The sequence below is a fragment of the Mucilaginibacter sp. PPCGB 2223 genome (assembly GCF_001705515.1).
Taxonomy (GTDB): domain Bacteria; phylum Bacteroidota; class Bacteroidia; order Sphingobacteriales; family Sphingobacteriaceae; genus Mucilaginibacter.
Window position 1 is genome coordinate 1319627 of record NZ_MDJS01000001.1, and the last position, 17428, is coordinate 1337054.

Genomic DNA, 17428 nt, shown 5'->3' on the forward strand with positions numbered 1-17428 from the left:
CGGGAGCAGGTTGTCACGAATAATAAAAGGCTTTAGGATGAGGGCGCGTTGATCCCTGGGGCAAGCCATGTATGGTGTGAAAATTATAACTGGTAACCGGGAAGCCACCGTTTGTACCGGGTGTTTTGTGTGTACTTATCACAATAGACTCATGGATATTGGGATTAGTACCGCCGGCTATGCTTATGATATGAAGCTGCATGGGCTGCCAGGGCTTTTTGGCCAGGTTTGCTTTCGGGGAATCAGTTTTTTTCATTCAGGGGAAATTGAAAGATTAAAGTTACAATTTTTCCGGGAGTAGCAAGCTGCTCATTTCCAATTACAATCGCCGATCTTTTTTGCGGTACCAGGCCATACACAGCCGTATCATACGGTTATAGGTTTTAATGCCGTGTGGCTGGTTGTTAGCTTTCAAAAAATGATCGTAAAATATTCCGCTTAAAGAACCCGCCTTGCCTTCAAAGCTCTTCCAGTACAGGCGTTCTTTTTTAAAATCGGCCAACACGGGTTTGCTGATATGTGTTTTCAGTTCCTTAAACATTACGGTGTCGCGACGATATATGGCGTGCATAAATTCGGCGGTGCCTTCAAAGTAAGCCGAATACCGCAAAAATCTGTCGCGCGAGGAGATACCGGTAACATATCCGGCAAAATCGGCTTCGTCTTCGGCTCCGAAACCCATCTGGTGCGACATTTCATGACAAGCCACGAAAGGCTTCAGGAACACGGGCATCTGGTAGTTGATCTGCGCCTCGGATGTAAACGGATCATAATAACCCGAAGTTTCGAGGTAGTTTAGCAGCCAGCTTAACAACGACGATTTGACGCCGGGATGTATAGCTGGAAAGTTTTTCGATCTGCCGCTCATATCAGCTACGGCAGAGGCCGCGGTGTTATAAATTTCACGGTTGGATTGCAGGGTATCTACACTTTTTAAAGCAGCTTTGCTGGCATTCATGCTGTCGATCAACATTTGGGCAACCGCTTTTACATCGGTTAAGGTATAACTGGTATCCTGCAGGTTTAAACGCTCTGCAGCGGATGGACGAAAGTAGTTCAGCCCCCAAAACAGGTAAAACGCTGCATAGATAACCTGTACTACTATAACCAGCCCGAGTAATAGCTGGGCAAGTTGTTGCCAGCGTTTTTTAAACAAGTAACGGATGATCCGTACCAGTGCACATATACAGTAGATGATCAGCCCGACATAAAACACATCACCAATACTAAAAGGAAAGATGTTAAATACCGGGTGCAGGATATGGCAGATGAACAAATATAAACCCTGCGAATAAAAGTATTCGATAAAACCGGGGAACCAGGTTATTACCGACAGGATAATGATCAGTATGGTAAGAATACCGATGACTTTAAATTTTAATCTGTACTGACGCGCTACCCTGAACATCAGTTATCTTTATGAAATTTAATCTTCAATCTGATCTCTTTGCTGCTACCACCAATCCAGGCCGGCCCGTTCTTCAGTATCTCAATAGCTTTTCGGTTGATACTGATGGTGCTGCCTTTCAAAATACGGATACCGTGGACCAATCCATCCTTACCAACCTTAAAGGCCAGCATCACCATCCCTACCGAATTATCGGGCATAACGGCCTGTTGCTTTATATAAGCCAGGTAGCTTTTCCAGCCATCCGCGGGCCGAACAGGCGATTTGGTTTTATCCGAATATCCGGGCACCACTACTTCGGCAAGGTACATGGTGCTGTCGGCTTTGGCATTTTCGGTCTTCGCTTTTAACAACCTGCTACTAAGTGCTAATGTCGTCGAATCTAATGGCTTAGCCGTTACGGTAGCGACCGATGCCGATACTTCTTTTTTCGGTTCGTTGCCGTACCCTCTCACCGCTACCTCGTTTAAGGTATGTGTATTTAAACCTGATACGCGACCGGCCAGGGCGTTGTTCAAATCCATTTTTTGCATACTGGTGGTGTCGGTTTTGATACTAAGTACTTTATCCGGCTTGCCATTTTTAGCTACCTGGTCGCCATAATCATCAATAATCCGGATGTTTTTTACGATATCGGCAGGGAGGTTCTTAACAGCATCGGCCATATTGCCACCGGTAAAATCTTTCCCGTTAATACGTGCCTTCGTTACCTGTTTTCCCTGCGCAGTCACGTTACCGTTAGCATCAACATCAACGCCGGGCAGCTTTTTCAGCAAATCTTCGGCGGTATTGGCTTTACCTTTATAAAAAGCATAGTTGCTGGCCGTATAGGCCACACTGTCTGCTTTAATAACTGCATTGGCCTGAGGTGCGGTAATAACCGCTTGTGGCTTTTGCGGATGATTTTGTAACCGAACGCGGTTTTGAGCAAGTGCCGGTGTTTTCTCAACTGCAACGGGATGACGTGCCCCGCTATCGGCCCGAACGCGGACTTTATCGTAAGACGCTGCCGGCGGCTGGATATTGGCAAAATTTGTGGCCTCTTGCTTATTGGCTACCGGTTTAAACAACAGATAACCGATGCTTATCGCCACAAGTAACGCCGCTGCAACAGGCAGTACACGCCAAAACAAAATGCTGCTGCGTTCTTTTTTAGGCGCCACCCTATCGGCAATACGCTGCTGCAACTCTGCCAGGTTATCCTGCTGATCGTTATCCAAAAGCCCATACCCTTCCAGCGCGTCCATTAAAAACGGATCGTCCTGGGCTTCACGCTCCAAACGGTGCATAGCTTTGGCATCAAGCTCGCCGTTAAGGTACTTGCGTATCTGCGATATGTCGGGTTTATCAGCGCTCACGGTTTTTCTCCAGGCAAATTTTCAAATTTCTTTTCCCATTCTGGATATAGCTTTTCACTTCGTTCATGCTATACCCGGTATCTTCTGCTATTTCTTTATAACACTTTTCTTCTATATAAAATAACTGTATGCTCAGCTTTTGTGCGGGCGGCAGTTTTTCTTTACAACGTTCCAAAGCAGCCAGATCTTCTTCGCGGTCATCATCATGATGCAAATCCTCAGCCAATTCCATAATATCGTCTAAGGCATCGGTCTGCATTTTTTTCCCCGATCGTAGCTGCATCAGGCAATAATTACGGCTCAAAACATATAGCCAGCTTTTAAACTGCCTGATATCGTGTTTATTTACTTTAACAATCAGCTCCTCAAATATCTGCATTACTGCGTCTTTACTCAACTCATCATCCTTTAAATATTTAAGGCAGACACCAAAGACCAGGTGCATATACTTTTGATACAAAGCAGCAAGCAAGGCCAGGTCGCCTGTTTGCCGGTATTCCTGCAACAGCCTTTCGTCGTCCCTATCGTCTGGTTTTTTTGAGCTTTTTAAGAAGTTCATTAAGGGCAACAAAATAATTTTTTTTTATGGCTTATGGAAATCCATATCCATAATGCATCCTGTAGGCAGATTACACAATTAACCCCGGTTATTTACCAAAAAACTTACTGAAATGACAACGAACAACATCGACATTTTTAAGCCAGAGTGGCTGAATGTAGTTTTTGCAAACCGCAACCAGGCATACGGCGCTTACCAGTTACGTAAGGATAACGCCCGGACAACCAATATGGCTATGGCAATTGCCTTGAGCAGCTTTTTATTATTGATGGCGGCGCCTGTCATTATTAACAAAATCCATGGGCCGGTTGGGCGGCAGCCGGTTTATACTGACGAACACCGAACCGTCGTCGATCTGCGCCAGGTTTACAAGGTGATTCCGCAAAAACCGGTGCAACAGGCTAAGCCGGCTACAGCCAAACCTATCAACGATGTGATAAAAAACCTGCCGCCCGTTGTTAGTGCTACTGCCACTGATCAGCCACCTACCCAGGCACAGCTAAAAACTGCAGAATCGGGATCGGTTACCATGCAGGGCACACACACCGAGGGGCCGCCCGTAATTGACGCAAGGCCCGGTACCGAGACCACAACCGGCGGCGGACAAGGCACAGCCCCGGATGGCAATAACAACGAGGTTTTCCCTGTAGCCGAGTTTAACCCCGAATATCCCGGCGGCGAAGCAGCGTTCACCAGGTTTCTGCAAAAAAACATCCATTATCCTGCTGTAGCGAAAGAAAATGGTATACAAGGCAGGGCCTACATCCAGTTTATTGTTGAACGCGACGGCAGCCTGACCGACATACATATCCTCCGAAACCCGGGCGGCGGCACCGGCGAAGAGGCGGCAAGGGTGCTGAAAATGTCGCCGCACTGGAAGCCAGGCATGCAAAACGGCAGGGCGGTAAGGGTGCAATATACCGTACCGGTAAACTTCACTATGGGCGATCAGGATTAATTTACGGGAATTTATGGAATGAGTATCGCCGCTGCATCTTTTATACAAATTAATAAACCTCAAACATAGAAATCATGTTAGGATCAAACATCAATATCTTCAGAACCGAATGGCTGAATGTGGTTTTCGCAGGCCGTAACCAGGCCTATGGCGCTTATGAACTTCGCCGCGAAAACCCGCGCAATACCAACAGGGCGCTCGTTATTGCAATAGCTGCCTTTATTTTCCTGCTGGCCACGCCAACTATTGCCAACTGGATTAAACATTTTGTGCCCAAGGCCGATGTACCGGTGAAGGTTACCGAGGTTAATCTTTTACCGCCGCCGCCACTGGAACAGAAAAAAGTTATCCCGCCACCTGTTCACGAGGCGCCAAGGCCACATACTACCGAGATCCGTTTCCCGCCGCCGGTGGTACGCCCCGACCCTGAAGTGCGCGAACAGGACCCGCCGACCGAAAAGCAGCTGGTTGATGCAAACCCCGGTCAAAGAAACCTGAAAGGCGATGCCGACGCTCCGATCGACCTCGACGAAAAACACGGCAATTCGGAGGTGCGGAACGTAGTGGAGGCAACCGACTCCGACGAGCCATTCAAAGCTGTTGAGATCAACCCTGAATATCCGGGCGGCGAAGCGGCGTTTGGAAAATTCCTGCAAAAGAATATTCATTACCCAAGCATCGCCAAAGAGAATGGCATCCAGGGCAAAGCTTACATCCAGTTTATCGTGGAGCGCGATGGCAGCTTAACCGACATCAAATCGTTACGCGACCCCGGCAGCGGTTTGGGTGAGGAAGCCATCCGTGTGCTAAAAATGTCGCCGCATTGGAAACCCGGCATCCAGAACGGTAAACCGGTAAGGGTACAATATACCATCCCGGTAAACTTCAGCCTGGGCGATCAGTAGGAATAAAAAAAGCGAATGCGCACTAAGAGCGTCGATAATATGCTTTTAAACGCCTTAGAAGCACTTTCCAGACTGGATGATCTGTTCGAAAACGGCGATGCTTTGACCAAAAGAAGTGTGTTGGGTTGTATATTTCGCGAAAAGCTGGAATTTGACGGTGAAAATTATCGAACCCCAAAATTGAACGAGGGTGCGGAGCTAATATATCTGATAAACAAGACGTTAAGAAACAAAAAAACCGGGAAAGATTGCAATACTTTGCAACTTTCCCGGTCTGTACTGAGAGTGATGAATTTTTTAAACACATTTATGGCTTTCTGATAATTGTAGAGCGAATTTTGACAAAATATGATCAGAAAAATTTAGAAAACAAAAGTGAATAGTAGCTGTAATTTTCCCTTTGTGAAGTGTTCAAAGAAATTGACATGGGGAATTTCTTGAACACGTCTTAAAGTCGATCATAAAACTGATGAATTTGTATGTTATCTTATTTTTGATTCATCGCCAATGCTCTAAGATAAAAATTATGACCTTCCTCAGTAAATCTAAACTCATCTAAATATGTTGGATCTTTCTCTATAAGTTTATATAGTTTTAATTTCTCAAAATTTCTCCTCTCCTGAATGTTGTCTATGAAGAGTTTTTTAGTCAGCTGTTCCCCATATGAAATAATAACATCAAAAAGAGTCATTTCTTTTTCATTCAAAACTATAATTTGTTTACCGAGCAATTCTTCCATCTGTCTATAACTCAAAGTAGAATATAGAGATTCAGGATAAGTTAGATTTGATAATTTATTCCTTAGTTCTGAATTTTCTTTCGTTAATCGTGCAATTTCTTCGGCAAGAAAACCAGTGTTGACAGCATTGTCCCCTCTTATCCATCCAACCAATTCTTTTCTATAACTGAACTCAGAAATTGTTTCATGAATTCCAATTTTTATATCCTTGCAATCTGACCAAAATTTAACTAAATTCTTTAATACTATGGATTTGAATTTTTTTAATTCCTTCTGATGTTCCTGCTCGAAACCCGAGCGTCCTAAAATGGCGGCCTTATTATCCAACGCTTCTTCCGAAATTACTAATGCAAATAATGGTTTTCTTTTCTTTATCGCATATTCGAATTCCAAATGGGTATAACTTTTACCCGTTTTTCGATCTATGCTACCATATCTCCCCCCTAATATTAATAAATAGATATCGGACTCGTCTATCCACCTCTTTATAACAATCATTTGAGACTCATCCCCAGCAGCAAATAACTCCATTCCAGCAGGTATGTGCCCTGATGATAATATGGCTTCTACAGCTGCTTGTCTCTCTTGTAATAAATCTAAATATGTTGAAGAGACGAAAATTTGTAATTTTTTATCCTTCATGAAGTCAATTACTATTTAATTTAAAGATACGTAACTCTCCATTTATAGTTTAAAAGGAATAACTTAGGTTTTTTCCAAAAGCAAATGCTTGAAACTTCAATTCTTCAAGATTGCCTGTGTTGTTTATTATAATTTCTGACGAATCTCTAATTTTGATTAATTCATCATAATACTCTTCTTGTTTCATAGCAATTTGTAATGCATGGTCAGAATCAAGCCCATCTTTAACCAGCCATTCGTAATATCTTTTAGTTCTACTCAATTCATTTGCGTCAATGAAGACAGTTTTTACTTTCTCATAATTCTGCTTAAATAAAGTATATGTCGAAAAAAGACGTATGCCATCTAATATATATGTGCCCCCTGGTTTTATCCAACCATTAATTACATCGAATACAGTTTCTTCACCATAGGTATTTAAAAAACTTCGACCAATTTCAAATTTGTGTTGGGTTTTTAAGCCTTCGGCTTCCATGAATTTTTTTAAACAATATCCTGTATTTATATCCTCAAATTTAGAGACCTCTGAAACCACTTGACAAAATGTAGTTTTGCCAACCCCTGTAAAACCTGTTATGATTACAAGTCGAGTTATGTTATCCATATTATTTCTTTTTAAATAAGCACCAAGTTATCGAATGCTTATGTTTGCCGATAACAGGCAAGTGTTCTTCTTCAATCTCCCCCGTAAAAACCTTGAGAATTTCAAGCTGCTCGTTGACAAGCTCTATAACGTAATTTTCTGATCTTAAGAAAGTCTTGGTTGTGCCATGGTTTGCCGGCATTCGGAGATTATTATTTATCATGCAAAATGCTATTAATCCACCTGATTTTAAGGAGGCAATCATTTTATAGTGAATATGGTTAATCTCGTTTTTCGTTAAGCAGTGGTAAAGGCCATAACAAACTACTAAATTAAAATGATCCAAAGGATATTCGTAATCTGTTATGTCTTTAACTATTAGATTTCCTCTCGGTATTAAATTATTTTCTTTAAATCTCCTTTTTGCCCCTTCAATCGCTAAGATACTTTTGTCAATACCCTCTACTACCCACCCTCTTTTTTCCAAAAAAAACATGTTTTTGCCGTCTCCACAACCCATATCTAAACATAACCCAGGGGTTTTAAAATGAGACAATGCTTCGACAACCATTCGCCCCGGAGTGGGGTTCCATAGTATGTTCTTTGCGGCATATAATTTATCATACTGCGCAATTGCCTTTTTCATTTACTGAGAAATTTGTGAAAGAATATAGGATTTTAAATTATTCGTAAAATAAGAATTAATTCAATACTTAGAAAATATTATTAATTGTTAATAATTAAAAAGAGAGGCTAAACTAAATCACAATATTTATTTGCCAAAGAGCCTTAATTATTATTATTATGGAAACAAGAAAAAGAAAGGCCAAAAGAATATCAGATAGGCCAATTAAAACGAAAGCTATGAATACAAATATCTATGCAGGTAGCGAGGAACCATTATTAAATAAAGTTGTAGAAATAATTGTTAAGATAATTAAGAAAGAGGTTGGTTTATAGCGAGTTAAGGTGTTCAAAGGTGCAATATTTTAAGACTGCTGGGAATGTAAAGTGCTTTTATGGTATAAATATTTGATAATTAACGAGTTTCGGAGTTCGACTAACAGCAAAACAGAGAGGATGGGATTGAAAACACCTTTGTTTTGTAAATAGTTGATAATTAATAAGTTGAAGTATTTGTTTGAGTTGTTCTATTGAGGAGATCAGCAAAACTCATTAAAAACAAGAAATGCAAGTTGTTGATAGTTAAACCATTACAAACTTGCATTTCTGTCTAAGTACCTGGGGCGGGAATCGAACCCGCACGCCTTTGACGGGCACAGGATTTTAAGTCCTGCGTGTCTACCAGTTCCACCACCCAGGCAGGTGATTACCTTTTAAAAACAAATCCCTCCGGGTTATCAGAGGGATTCAGAGCGAAAGACGAGATTCGAACTCGCGACCCCGACCTTGGCAAGGTCGTGCTCTACCAACTGAGCTACTTTCGCATTTTTTGTTTCCGTTTTGCTTCCGGCCTTGTGCCTTTTCGCTAACGGAGTGCAAATATAGGCAGAATTGAATTATACGCAAGTGTTTATTCCAACTTTTTTTAAATATTTTGCATTCAACCCGCTTACCCGCTCTTTTTCAGGCAGATTAATTTATCCAAAAAATACCGGGCCCGCAGCCTGTTCATTATTTACCTGCAAACCTATACTTTATTGATTGCTGTTTCGGGGTTGGCTCACTAACTGCCTTACCTCCCGCTTCCACCCTTTTTAATACCTTTGCCCTTCAAATATCCAATACCTATGCCTCACCTGCTCGATAACCCGGTTTTTAACGGACTATCATCCGGCAACAGCCATTTAGCCAACGGTACCGATGAGGTCAGATTTTTTGACAAGGCCATATCGCCTTTGATCGGTCTTCAGGAGTATTCGCAAGCCAATTTTGATACCCTTTATCAACTAATTGAGAAAGGCCGTACCCTGGCTACACTTACCGCAAAAGATATTGTCATCCCTGCTCCGTGGAAGTTGATCAGGCATATCGTCATCCTGCAGATGGTGTTCGACGGACCGGTACCTGCCGAAAAGGAACAACTTACGCCTTTGGATATCGAACACGTACCTGCCATGCTGGCCCTAACTAAATTAACCAACCCCGGCCCCTTTACCGAACGCACCATCGAGTTCGGCAATTACGAAGGTATTTTTGTGAATGGCGAACTGGCCGCTATGGCCGGGCAGCGCACACAACCACGCCCCTATATCGAGGTGAGCGCCGTTTGCACACACCCCGACCATCACGGCAAGGGCTATGCCGGCCGGCTGATTAAAAGCCAACTGCAAAAGATAAACACGTTGCAATGCATACCATTTTTGCATGTGCGTGCCGATAACGATGCGGCGATCAGTGTCTACAAAAAATCAGGCTTTTACATTAACCAGGATATACATTTCAACCTGTTTCAAAAAGATTAATTTAATAAGGCCATTTGGCGAACAGGGTCTTAATTGCCGAAAAGTTAAATCCATCAACCTTTGTTGGTTTTTGACCAATACACTCTCATTAATTTTTTCTATTTTGCTAAGCTATGGAACCAACCGTAAAACCTAAGGCCCAGGCCGCATTGTGGTTTATTTTTATTACACTGCTTATCGATATCACCGGTTTTGGTATCATCATTCCGGTATTGCCGGATCTGATCCGGAAATTACTACATGGCGATATCAGTATAGCTGCCCGTTACGGCGGTTATCTTACAGTGGCCTACTCGCTAATGCAATTTGTTTTTGCACCGGTAATTGGTAACCTGAGCGATAAATACGGGCGCAGGCCGGTTTTGCTTGCTTCACTATTGGGTTTCAGTATCGATTACCTGTTCCTGGCCTTTGCCCCTACTATCTGGTGGCTGTTTTTAGGCCGTGTGATCGCGGGGATAACCGGCGCCAGCTTTACAACCGCCAGCGCCTACATTGCCGACATCAGCACCAACGAAGACCGGGCGAAAAACTTCGGTATGATCGGCGCGGCATTTGGGTTAGGTTTTATCATCGGCCCTGCTATCGGTGGCGTACTGGGCGATATCGGCCTGCGCCTACCCTTTCTGGCTGCATCAGCACTAGCTTTACTCAATGCCTTATATGGCTTTTTTATATTACCAGAGTCGTTGCCTTTAGAAAAACGCCGCCCCTTTGATATCAAACGCGCAAACCCCATTGGCTCGTTAAAGCAGTTGGGTAAATATCCGGCAGTATTAGGTTTGGCAGCATCTTTTATATTGATATATCTTGCGGCACATTCGGTACAAAGTGTTTGGAATTTTTTTACTGAGTATAATTTTAACTGGAGTAAAAAAATGGTAGGCGCCTCGCTGGCATTTGTTGGTTTGCTTATCGGCCTTGTACAAGCCTTATTAACACGGGTTATTGTGCCTAAACTGGGTAATCAGCGCAGCGTGATATTAGGCTTGTTGTTTTATACAGTTGGCCTGCTATTTTTCTCCTTCGCCACACAAAGCTGGATGATGTTCGTCTTCCTGGTGCCTTATTGCCTTGGCGGTATTGCCGGCCCGGCATTGCAGAGTATCATCACATCCGAAGTACCTGCCAACGAGCAGGGTGAATTACAAGGTGCATTAACCGGTTTAATGAGCCTTACGTCGATCTTCGGGCCATGGATCATGACCAGCGTGTTCGCGTTCTTTACTTCAAAACAGGCGCCGTTCCATTTTCCGGGAGCGCACTTTATGTTAGGCGCTGTATTTATGTTACTTAGTGCAGTGCTTGCCGCAAGAAGTTTCAAAAAAGAAGCGAAAAGAGACAATGACAGCAAGCAATCTATTTAACCGGATTGCGTAAGTCGCGGTTATTTACCGGTTTTTTATAGTTGATGTACTGATTGGGATTAGTGCCATTAATATATTCTTCCAGATTGGTATATCCGTCGCCGTCCTTATCTTTAGCGGCATCTGCCGGATCGCGCGGGTTTAAACCGTAATGTATCTCCCATGCATCCGGCATACCATCGTGGTCGCTATCTAACAATGCCTTGGCCGGTTTATAGACCGGGTAGCCGCCGAGCGGCCAATCGCCCGGCCTATCAGGTACCTCACCAGTTCCGTTACGTGTGCTTTGGGTTATAAACCTGGTCAGCGAATCCCGTAAAGGTAAGGCAGCACCGCCCCACTGTAAAATATCGTTATAGGCATCCGGCGCACTTTGTGTACCGACAGGTGATGCATCGAATGGCATTTTCATGATCGTTTCTGCCGGAACCCTCAAAACCGGGAAAAAGCTTGGAGGCAGTATATTGCCATCAGCATAGAACTGCCCGCAAGGGTTGTTTGCTATAAAGGCGTATTTTTGATTGCCCCGCTTTTGCAGGTTTGCAATATAGTTGAGCTTAATGTAATCTCCGGGCTCTTCGCCGTATCCTGCATCAATATAATCATACAACGTATTATTACGGTAATCGAGCCACAGGCCCCATGCCCGGGGGTTGCGGCGCATGCTGTGTGCCGTTAAGTTGTGATGAAACGAAACATACCCCCATCCGCTAAAAAAATACGACATAGAATGCGGGCCTTTTTCGTGTGTAGAACGGTTTAACCCGCCGTATACATAGTTCCATTGAAAAGTAACTGCTGCGCGTTCTTCGGGTTTAAGGGCATAAATGTTCACTATCTGATCATTCGCGTAAGCGAATTCGCAATGATCGATCACGATATTGGCGCCGCTGATATCGACAGCGTGACTTTGATCGCCAAGTACGCGCGGGTTTTTGCCCGGCCCCTTAATATCGCCGACCCGTACCCGCAGGTAACGGAGCACCACATCGTGCGTATGGATTTCGATACCCCAATTGCGTATTTGCACACCCTCTCCCGGCGCGGTATTACCAGCTATGGTTACGTACGGGTCGTTAATTAACAATTGATCTTTAAGCTCAATAGTGCCCGAAACAGCAAACAGGATAATCCGCGGCCCATGTGCTTCAACCGCTTCGCGTAAACTGCCGTGGATTACTTTTTCGGCAGGCAGTTCCGGGTATCCCGGTAAGGCGGGCGCCGGCTGCCCTTCTTCGTGCTCGCCTAATTTACCCTCCGCGCGGCCATCGCGTTTGTGCGATAGATAATCCTGCAGGGTGGTTACGATATAGACTTTGCCGCCCCTGCCGCCGGGAGTATTTGCTCCATAGCCTTCGGCTCCGGGAAATGCCGGTATCCGTGAGTTTAATAAGGAAGTTAGCGGTTCTGCCGGCTGCAGATCGATCTGCATGTATACCGACCCAACGCCGGTGCCGGTAAAATCGCTGAAAGTTAGTTTTGTACCTCCGGGCAATAAATAAGCATGGATGCGCGGGTGCTTAAAATCAAGCTCGTGAGCGCCATAAGGCTTTAATGCAACAATAAGTTTGCCTATGTTGGCAGCCATGCTTGTACGGACAGAATCAACAAGCAAAGGATAAAGCTTTTTGATCTCATCCGGCTGCTCGTGCTCAAGCGTTTGCATACGCACATCCAGCGGCCTGCCGATATGAAACCTGATCACGGGTCGCGCAGGGTCGAACGCGTAATATTCCGTTTCGTAGGCAAACTGATCCCAAACGGGTAAACCCGGCCATTGCTCAGATCGTTTGCCGGTATAGATTAAGGGGTACGATTTTGATCCCTGTGCAAGTTTGATATTTGATGGAAAAAGCAAAGCCACCAGTTTACCGGGCGGCAGTTGCCAGGGATGATCTAACCCGAGTAAGCGGGCAAGCGCCGGAAAGCGCTCTATAAAAGGCAAAGCCGATGCTGCCTGCGGGAATTTTTTTTGCAACACAGATGGTTTAACTGCATAGGCCATAATTGCACTGACCGACAAAACAACAGTTATGAGTATTCTCCGCATAATAAAATGGCATTCAGGCTTATATTGACAGAATAAAAATAGATAAAATAATCACAACAGCAATCACTGAGTACTGCGGGCAGATATCACGGGGCTAATTCGTAATTTCGCAACCCGGATTAGTAGTAAGGATATTGTTTGCATGCGACTAATGACGGGAGAACACCCTTACATGAAACAGCTTTATACCAAATATAAACCTCATTACCGCGATAACCTGAAGCTGGCCATACCTGTAATCATATCGCAGGCAGGGCACATGATGGTACAAATGAGCGACAGCATGATCGTGGGGCATTGGGTGGGCACCATCGCATTGGCAGCAGTTTCGCTGGCAAGCAGTGTTTTTATCCTGATACTGGTCTTCGGCCTGGGGGTGTCGTACGCTATAACTCCTCTTACAGCACAGGAAGATTCGCAAGGAAACTACAGCGAGTGCGGGCGCCTGCTTATCAATAGCCTGCTTATCAATATCATTTGCGGGATTTTGCTTTTTGCGGTTGTTTATTTTGGCTCGGCTTTTTTACTTGATCATCTTGATCAAAAATCGGCCGAAGTGGTAAACGAAGCTAAACCCTTATTGATCCTATTGGGTGTATCGATCATTCCGCTGATGGTTTTTTTAACTTTCAAGCAGTTTGCCGAGGGTTTGGGTTTTACCAAACAAGCCATGAAAATATCAATATGGGGCAACATACTAAACATTTGCCTGGGTATAACCTTTGTAAAAGGGCTGTTTGGCATACACCCGCAAGGCATATGCGGCGTTGGCTACAGCACACTGATAGACCGTTGCCTGATGGCAGCCGTTATGGCTGTTTATGTATTGCGTGCCGCCAGGTTTAAAAAATACCTGAACAATTTTGCCCTGAAAAGTATTGACCGCGCCCGCAGCTGGACGCTGTTGAAAATGGGCGCACCTGTTGGCATGCAATACGCTTTTGAAGCCGGGGCGTTTGTTGGAGCCAATTTTATTATCGGCACTATAAGCCCGGTGCAGCAGGCTGCCCACCAGGTTGCAATTACCCTGGCATCGTTTACCTATATGATGGCGACCGGCATATCCGCAGCGGCGACCATTAAATCGGGTAATAATTTTGGCGTTAAAAACTTTACGCTGCTGCGGCAATCGGCCATATCAAGTTATCACCTGGTTTTGGTGCTGATGTCGGCAACGGCAATTATGTTTACTTTGGGCAACCAGGTTTTACCTTATTTGTTTACTACAGATAAAGCGGTAATATACTTTGCTGCACAGCTGCTTATACTCACAGCGTTTTTCCAGCTGTTTGACGGAACCCAGGTTGTTGGCCTGGGTATTTTGCGCGGCATGGGCGACGTTAAATTCCCTACCGCATTTACGTTTTTTGCTTACTGGATAGTTGGCTTGCCCATAGGCTACCTTTGCGGGATACACTTTAAGCTGGGTGCCGTAGGCGTTTGGTACGGATTGGTTTTAGGGTTAATGGTATCGGCCGTACTGCAATTTGTGAGGTTCCAGTTTATCAGTAAGAAACATAGCCCCCCAGCCCCCTAAAGGGGGAGCAATAGCGCACGGTGAATATGTAAATCAAAACTCCCCCTTTAGGGGACTGGGGAGCTTAAAAGTACAGATCAACAGCTACCCTGAACGTATTGCAGTGCGCCTCAACAATATCTTTGATATCGGGCGAATAACCGCCGCCCATGCTTACCTGCACCGGGATGTTATTGGCTATACATTGCTCAAACACAAAACGGTCGCGGGCTTTGCAGGCTTCTTTACTTAAATCAAATTTGCCTAACCTGTCTGTTTTCAAAACATCAACACCGGCGAGGTAAAATATAAAACCGGGCCTTTGCTGCGCTATGAGTTTAGGCAGTGTATCGTACAAAATATCAAGGTATGCTTCATCACTGATATGATCAGGCAAAGGGATATCCAGGTCTGACCGCTCTTTACGAAATGGGAAGTTATTGGCGCCATGCATCGAAAAAGTGAATACCCTGGGTTCATGCTCAAATATCTGCGCCGTGCCGTTGCCCTGGTGCACATCTAAATCAACAATTAAGATATTCGAAACTAAATTATTTACCAACAGGTAATTAGCCGCCACAGCCTGATCGTTCAGCAAACAAAAACCTTCGCCCCAATTGGTACCCGCATGGTGTGTACCGCCTGCCGCATTAAAAGCTATGCCATGCTCAAAAGCATAATGACAGCCTTTAATGGTTCCTCCCGAAATTCGCCTGGAACGTTCAACCAGCCTTGCCGATAAGGGTAAACCTATGCGCCTCTCCATAGCGGCCGGTAAAGTCAAATCGCGCAGATGGCGCCAGTAATCTTCGCTGTGTGTTAACAGGATGGTGGCTTCATCTGCCATATCGGGCGCAAAAAGGTTTTCTTCGGCAATAACACCCTGATGCAGCAGTTGCTGGGGTATCAGCTCGTACTTGAGCATCGGGAAGCGGTGCCCTTCGGGTAACGGGTGCGCGTATAAGGGGTGGTAGGCTATTTTGAGCATAGAGCCCCCTCTAAATCTCCCCCTGAAGGGGAGACTTTAAAAACGCCCTTCAAAATCATCAACATCATAAAGCCCTCCCTTCCGGGAAGGGTTGGATGGCGCTTACCGCCTCCTTCAATATCTTCCCGGCCATATAAACATCTGCAAACGAATTATATAAAGGCACCGGGCTCAAGCGGATCACATCCGGTTCGCGCCAATCGCCCAATACGCCTTTTTTTACGAGATAATCGAATATGGCTTTACCGTTATCACAAATAACCGATAGTTGTGCTCCGCGCTGGGCTGGGTCTGCCGGCGTAATGATCTTAAACACGCCATTTCCCCGCTCCCGGTTCATCTGTCGGATCAAAAACTCCAGGTACCCGGTAAGCATTTTGCTTTTATCCCGTAACGGCTGCATGCTGCCAACTTCGGCGAATGCTTTTAGAGACGCTGCATGAGCGGCCAGCAGCAAAACCGGACTACAACTCACCATCCATCCTTCGGCGCTCTCCTGGGGTTTAAAACCGGGCTTCATTTCAAAACGGGTATCTTCCCTGTATCCCCACCAACCGGCAAAACGGTTCAGGGTAGCATCGCCGAAATGCTTTTGATGAACAAAGGCCCCGCTTATCCCGCCCGGACCGGAATTCATGTACTTGTACGAGCACCAGCAGGCAAAATCGACGTTCCAATCGTGCAACCGTAAAGGAACGTTACCCGCGGCATGGGCCAAATCGAAACCTACAATAGCGCCAGCATCATGGCCGGCTTTGGTAATTGCCTGCAGATTGTAAAACTGGCCTGTGTAATAATTAATCCCGCCGAAAAGCACTAAGGCCAATTCATCGGCATGTTCGTGTATCCTTTGCAGGATATCTTCGGTACGCAAAGTATCTTCTCCCTGGCGTGGAAAAACCTCTATGATGGCGTCCATTGGGTCGTAGCCGTGGAAACGAACCTGACTTTCTACCGCATATTGATCCGAAGGGAAAGCCCCGCCCTCCATGATGATCTTAAAACGTTTTTGATTTGGCTTATAGAAACTTACAAGCAAAAAGTGAAGGTTTACTGTAAGCGTATTCATAGCAACCACTTCGGCAGGTAAAGCGCCAACAATAGTAGCTAAGGAATTGGTTAAAGTTTTGTGATAGAACATCCATGGAGTGTCGCCATCGAACCATCCCTCAACCGCATATTTGCTCCAGTTGCTTAATTGCTGTGCAATTACTTCGGCAGTTGCTTTTGGCTGCAACCCGAGAGAATTGCCACATAAGTATATCATATCCTGCCTGTTATGCTGCGGAATGATAAACTGATCGCGAAAGCGGGCTAAAGGGTCGTTTTTATCTGCGGCTAAGGCAAATTCTAAGGTATTCTGATAATTCACGTCCAAATGTAGGATATTTTCCTTTTGTATTTGGCAGTCATTGCATCAAGGCTATAGAGTTATAGTTTAATTTTACCATGCTCACCTTCGTCGTATTGCTTACCCAGCAGGTTTGCTTTCAGCATATTGAACAGTACTACGATCTTGCTCGAACTGCTGTCCCAGTATTCCATATCCGAAGTCACCACTTTCAGGAGTATCAGCTTAGGGTCGCCTAAACCATCCGGAAAAAATGCCTGGATATAGGGCGTCCACAAATGTTTCATCTTCTCCTTATCGTCAACTAAATGTGCGTGGCCTTTGATACTGAGATAGGTATTGGTGCCGCTATCGGAGTAGGTAACGTTCACTTTATTATCAACCGATATCTCTTTGGCTTTTGCCGAATATTCATTGGTAAAGAACCAGATATCGCCATTGGCATCAATTTCAGCAGTACCCATCGGCCGGCAATGAAAGCCATGGGACCTGGTAAAAGTAGTCAGCATGGCTGTGCGGATATTATCCACCTTCGATTTCAAAAAGTGGATATGGTCTTCTTTCTTGCTCATTGGTTT

The 17428-nt window shown here is 44.8% G+C and carries 18 protein-coding genes and 2 tRNA genes; 7 read left to right on the forward strand and 13 right to left on the reverse strand.

What is annotated here, in order from left to right:
- Nucleotides 1-13: 13 nt before the first annotated feature.
- The 4 genes from BEL04_RS05645 to BEL04_RS05660 all read right to left on the reverse strand — a co-directional run bounded on the left by BEL04_RS05645 (nucleotide 14) and on the right by BEL04_RS05660 (nucleotide 3325).
- Nucleotides 14-256 (reverse strand): hypothetical protein, encoded by a 243-nt coding sequence (locus tag BEL04_RS05645; RefSeq protein WP_066001111.1) that lies wholly within the window; start codon nucleotides 254-256, stop codon nucleotides 14-16.
- Between the two features lie 63 nt (nucleotides 257-319).
- Nucleotides 320-1408 carry a DUF3810 domain-containing protein gene (locus BEL04_RS05650; RefSeq protein ID WP_066001117.1) on the reverse strand — a complete coding sequence of 363 codons (1089 nt, stop codon included), beginning with the start codon at nucleotides 1406-1408 and terminating at the stop codon, nucleotides 320-322.
- Nucleotides 1408-2766 (reverse strand): hypothetical protein, encoded by a 1359-nt coding sequence (locus BEL04_RS05655; RefSeq protein ID WP_066001119.1) that lies wholly within the window; start codon nucleotides 2764-2766, stop codon nucleotides 1408-1410. Before BEL04_RS05655 ends, BEL04_RS05650 begins: the two co-directional genes overlap by 1 nt.
- A complete protein-coding gene (locus BEL04_RS05660; protein ID WP_066001121.1) occupies nucleotides 2756-3325 on the reverse strand; it encodes an RNA polymerase sigma factor in 570 nt (189 codons plus the stop codon). Before BEL04_RS05660 ends, BEL04_RS05655 begins: the two co-directional genes overlap by 11 nt.
- A gap of 112 nt (nucleotides 3326-3437) precedes the next feature.
- On the opposite strand from BEL04_RS05660, the gene BEL04_RS05665 reads away from it, so the two are divergent.
- From BEL04_RS05665 to BEL04_RS05675, 3 genes are all read left to right on the forward strand, one after another.
- Nucleotides 3438-4283 (forward strand): energy transducer TonB, encoded by an 846-nt coding sequence (locus BEL04_RS05665; protein ID WP_066001123.1) that lies wholly within the window; start codon nucleotides 3438-3440, stop codon nucleotides 4281-4283.
- Between the two features lie 74 nt (nucleotides 4284-4357).
- On the forward strand, nucleotides 4358-5188 hold the full coding sequence (locus tag BEL04_RS05670) for an energy transducer TonB (protein ID WP_066001130.1): 831 nt from the start codon (nucleotides 4358-4360) through the stop codon (nucleotides 5186-5188).
- Between the two features lie 15 nt (nucleotides 5189-5203).
- A complete protein-coding gene (locus BEL04_RS05675) occupies nucleotides 5204-5509 on the forward strand; it encodes a hypothetical protein (protein ID WP_066001132.1) in 306 nt (101 codons plus the stop codon).
- A 166-nt stretch (nucleotides 5510-5675) separates the two neighbouring features.
- Here BEL04_RS05675 and BEL04_RS05680 read toward each other — a convergent pair whose 3' ends face one another.
- The 3 genes from BEL04_RS05680 to BEL04_RS05690 are packed head-to-tail and all read right to left on the reverse strand — an operon-like array spanning nucleotide 5676 to nucleotide 7798.
- Nucleotides 5676-6569: a DUF4062 domain-containing protein gene (locus BEL04_RS05680; protein ID WP_066001135.1), complete on the reverse strand. Its 894-nt coding sequence runs from the start codon at nucleotides 6567-6569 to the stop codon at nucleotides 5676-5678.
- Nucleotides 6570-6618: 49 nt separating this feature from the next.
- Complete coding sequence (locus BEL04_RS05685) at nucleotides 6619-7173, reverse strand: hypothetical protein (RefSeq protein ID WP_066001137.1); 555 nt, start codon at nucleotides 7171-7173, stop codon at nucleotides 6619-6621.
- A 1-nt stretch (nucleotide 7174) separates the two neighbouring features.
- The gene (locus BEL04_RS05690) at nucleotides 7175-7798 is read right to left on the reverse strand and encodes a class I SAM-dependent methyltransferase (RefSeq protein ID WP_066001140.1); all 624 of its coding nucleotides are present in this window, start codon (nucleotides 7796-7798) and stop codon (nucleotides 7175-7177) included.
- Nucleotides 7799-7956: 158 nt separating this feature from the next.
- Here BEL04_RS05690 and BEL04_RS24175 point away from each other — a divergent pair, with 158 nt between their 5' ends.
- Nucleotides 7957-8112 (forward strand): hypothetical protein, encoded by a 156-nt coding sequence (locus BEL04_RS24175; RefSeq protein WP_175404003.1) that lies wholly within the window; start codon nucleotides 7957-7959, stop codon nucleotides 8110-8112.
- A gap of 279 nt (nucleotides 8113-8391) precedes the next feature.
- Here BEL04_RS24175 and BEL04_RS05695 read toward each other — a convergent pair.
- Both BEL04_RS05695 and BEL04_RS05700 read right to left on the reverse strand, forming a co-directional pair.
- Nucleotides 8392-8476, reverse strand: a tRNA-Leu gene (locus tag BEL04_RS05695).
- 51 nt (nucleotides 8477-8527) lie between these two features.
- Nucleotides 8528-8600, reverse strand: a tRNA-Gly gene (locus tag BEL04_RS05700).
- A gap of 303 nt (nucleotides 8601-8903) precedes the next feature.
- Between BEL04_RS05700 and BEL04_RS05705 the strand changes: the two genes are divergently transcribed.
- Both BEL04_RS05705 and BEL04_RS05710 read left to right on the forward strand, forming a co-directional pair.
- A complete protein-coding gene (locus BEL04_RS05705) occupies nucleotides 8904-9578 on the forward strand; it encodes a GNAT family N-acetyltransferase (RefSeq protein ID WP_066001142.1) in 675 nt (224 codons plus the stop codon).
- A gap of 113 nt (nucleotides 9579-9691) precedes the next feature.
- Nucleotides 9692-10945, forward strand: coding sequence for a TCR/Tet family MFS transporter (locus tag BEL04_RS05710; protein WP_066001144.1), 1254 nt, complete (start codon nucleotides 9692-9694; stop codon nucleotides 10943-10945).
- Here the strand turns inward: BEL04_RS05710 and BEL04_RS05715 are convergent.
- Nucleotides 10938-12923 (reverse strand): hypothetical protein, encoded by a 1986-nt coding sequence (locus BEL04_RS05715; RefSeq protein WP_139112926.1) that lies wholly within the window; start codon nucleotides 12921-12923, stop codon nucleotides 10938-10940. The two genes, BEL04_RS05710 and BEL04_RS05715, sit on opposite strands and share 8 nt — an antisense overlap.
- A gap of 244 nt (nucleotides 12924-13167) precedes the next feature.
- On the opposite strand from BEL04_RS05715, the gene BEL04_RS05720 reads away from it, so the two are divergent.
- Nucleotides 13168-14532, forward strand: coding sequence for an MATE family efflux transporter (locus BEL04_RS05720; RefSeq protein ID WP_066001147.1), 1365 nt, complete (start codon nucleotides 13168-13170; stop codon nucleotides 14530-14532).
- Nucleotides 14533-14596: 64 nt separating this feature from the next.
- On the opposite strand, the gene BEL04_RS05725 is transcribed toward BEL04_RS05720, so the two are convergent.
- The 3 genes from BEL04_RS05725 to BEL04_RS05735 form a co-directional block, all read right to left on the reverse strand.
- Nucleotides 14597-15499 carry a histone deacetylase gene (locus BEL04_RS05725; RefSeq protein ID WP_066001148.1) on the reverse strand — a complete coding sequence of 301 codons (903 nt, stop codon included), beginning with the start codon at nucleotides 15497-15499 and terminating at the stop codon, nucleotides 14597-14599.
- A 64-nt stretch (nucleotides 15500-15563) separates the two neighbouring features.
- The gene (kynU, locus tag BEL04_RS05730; RefSeq protein ID WP_066001151.1) at nucleotides 15564-16871 is read right to left on the reverse strand and encodes a kynureninase; all 1308 of its coding nucleotides are present in this window, start codon (nucleotides 16869-16871) and stop codon (nucleotides 15564-15566) included.
- Nucleotides 16872-16930: 59 nt separating this feature from the next.
- Nucleotides 16931-17422, reverse strand: a complete 492-nt coding sequence (locus BEL04_RS05735) for a pyridoxamine 5'-phosphate oxidase family protein (protein WP_066001154.1) — start codon at nucleotides 17420-17422, stop codon at nucleotides 16931-16933.
- Nucleotides 17423-17428: the final 6 nt, after the last annotated feature.

Coding starts and splice junctions, on each gene's coding strand:
- BEL04_RS05645 (WP_066001111.1), bottom strand. CDS start 256: ATGAAAAAAACTGATTCCCCGAAAGCAAACCTGGCCAAAAAGCCCTGG.
- BEL04_RS05650 (WP_066001117.1), bottom strand. CDS start 1,408: ATGTTCAGGGTAGCGCGTCAGTACAGATTAAAATTTAAAGTCATCGGT.
- BEL04_RS05660 (WP_066001121.1), bottom strand. CDS start 3,325: ATGAACTTCTTAAAAAGCTCAAAAAAACCAGACGATAGGGACGACGAA.
- BEL04_RS05665 (WP_066001123.1), top strand. CDS start 3,438: ATGACAACGAACAACATCGACATTTTTAAGCCAGAGTGGCTGAATGTA.
- BEL04_RS05670 (WP_066001130.1), top strand. CDS start 4,358: ATGTTAGGATCAAACATCAATATCTTCAGAACCGAATGGCTGAATGTG.
- BEL04_RS05675 (WP_066001132.1), top strand. CDS start 5,204: ATGCGCACTAAGAGCGTCGATAATATGCTTTTAAACGCCTTAGAAGCA.
- BEL04_RS05680 (WP_066001135.1), bottom strand. CDS start 6,569: ATGAAGGATAAAAAATTACAAATTTTCGTCTCTTCAACATATTTAGAT.
- BEL04_RS05685 (WP_066001137.1), bottom strand. CDS start 7,173: ATGGATAACATAACTCGACTTGTAATCATAACAGGTTTTACAGGGGTT.
- BEL04_RS05690 (WP_066001140.1), bottom strand. CDS start 7,798: ATGAAAAAGGCAATTGCGCAGTATGATAAATTATATGCCGCAAAGAAC.
- BEL04_RS24175 (WP_175404003.1), top strand. CDS start 7,957: ATGGAAACAAGAAAAAGAAAGGCCAAAAGAATATCAGATAGGCCAATT.
- BEL04_RS05705 (WP_066001142.1), top strand. CDS start 8,904: ATGCCTCACCTGCTCGATAACCCGGTTTTTAACGGACTATCATCCGGC.
- BEL04_RS05710 (WP_066001144.1), top strand. CDS start 9,692: ATGGAACCAACCGTAAAACCTAAGGCCCAGGCCGCATTGTGGTTTATT.
- BEL04_RS05720 (WP_066001147.1), top strand. CDS start 13,168: ATGAAACAGCTTTATACCAAATATAAACCTCATTACCGCGATAACCTG.
- BEL04_RS05725 (WP_066001148.1), bottom strand. CDS start 15,499: ATGCTCAAAATAGCCTACCACCCCTTATACGCGCACCCGTTACCCGAA.
- BEL04_RS05735 (WP_066001154.1), bottom strand. CDS start 17,422: ATGAGCAAGAAAGAAGACCATATCCACTTTTTGAAATCGAAGGTGGAT.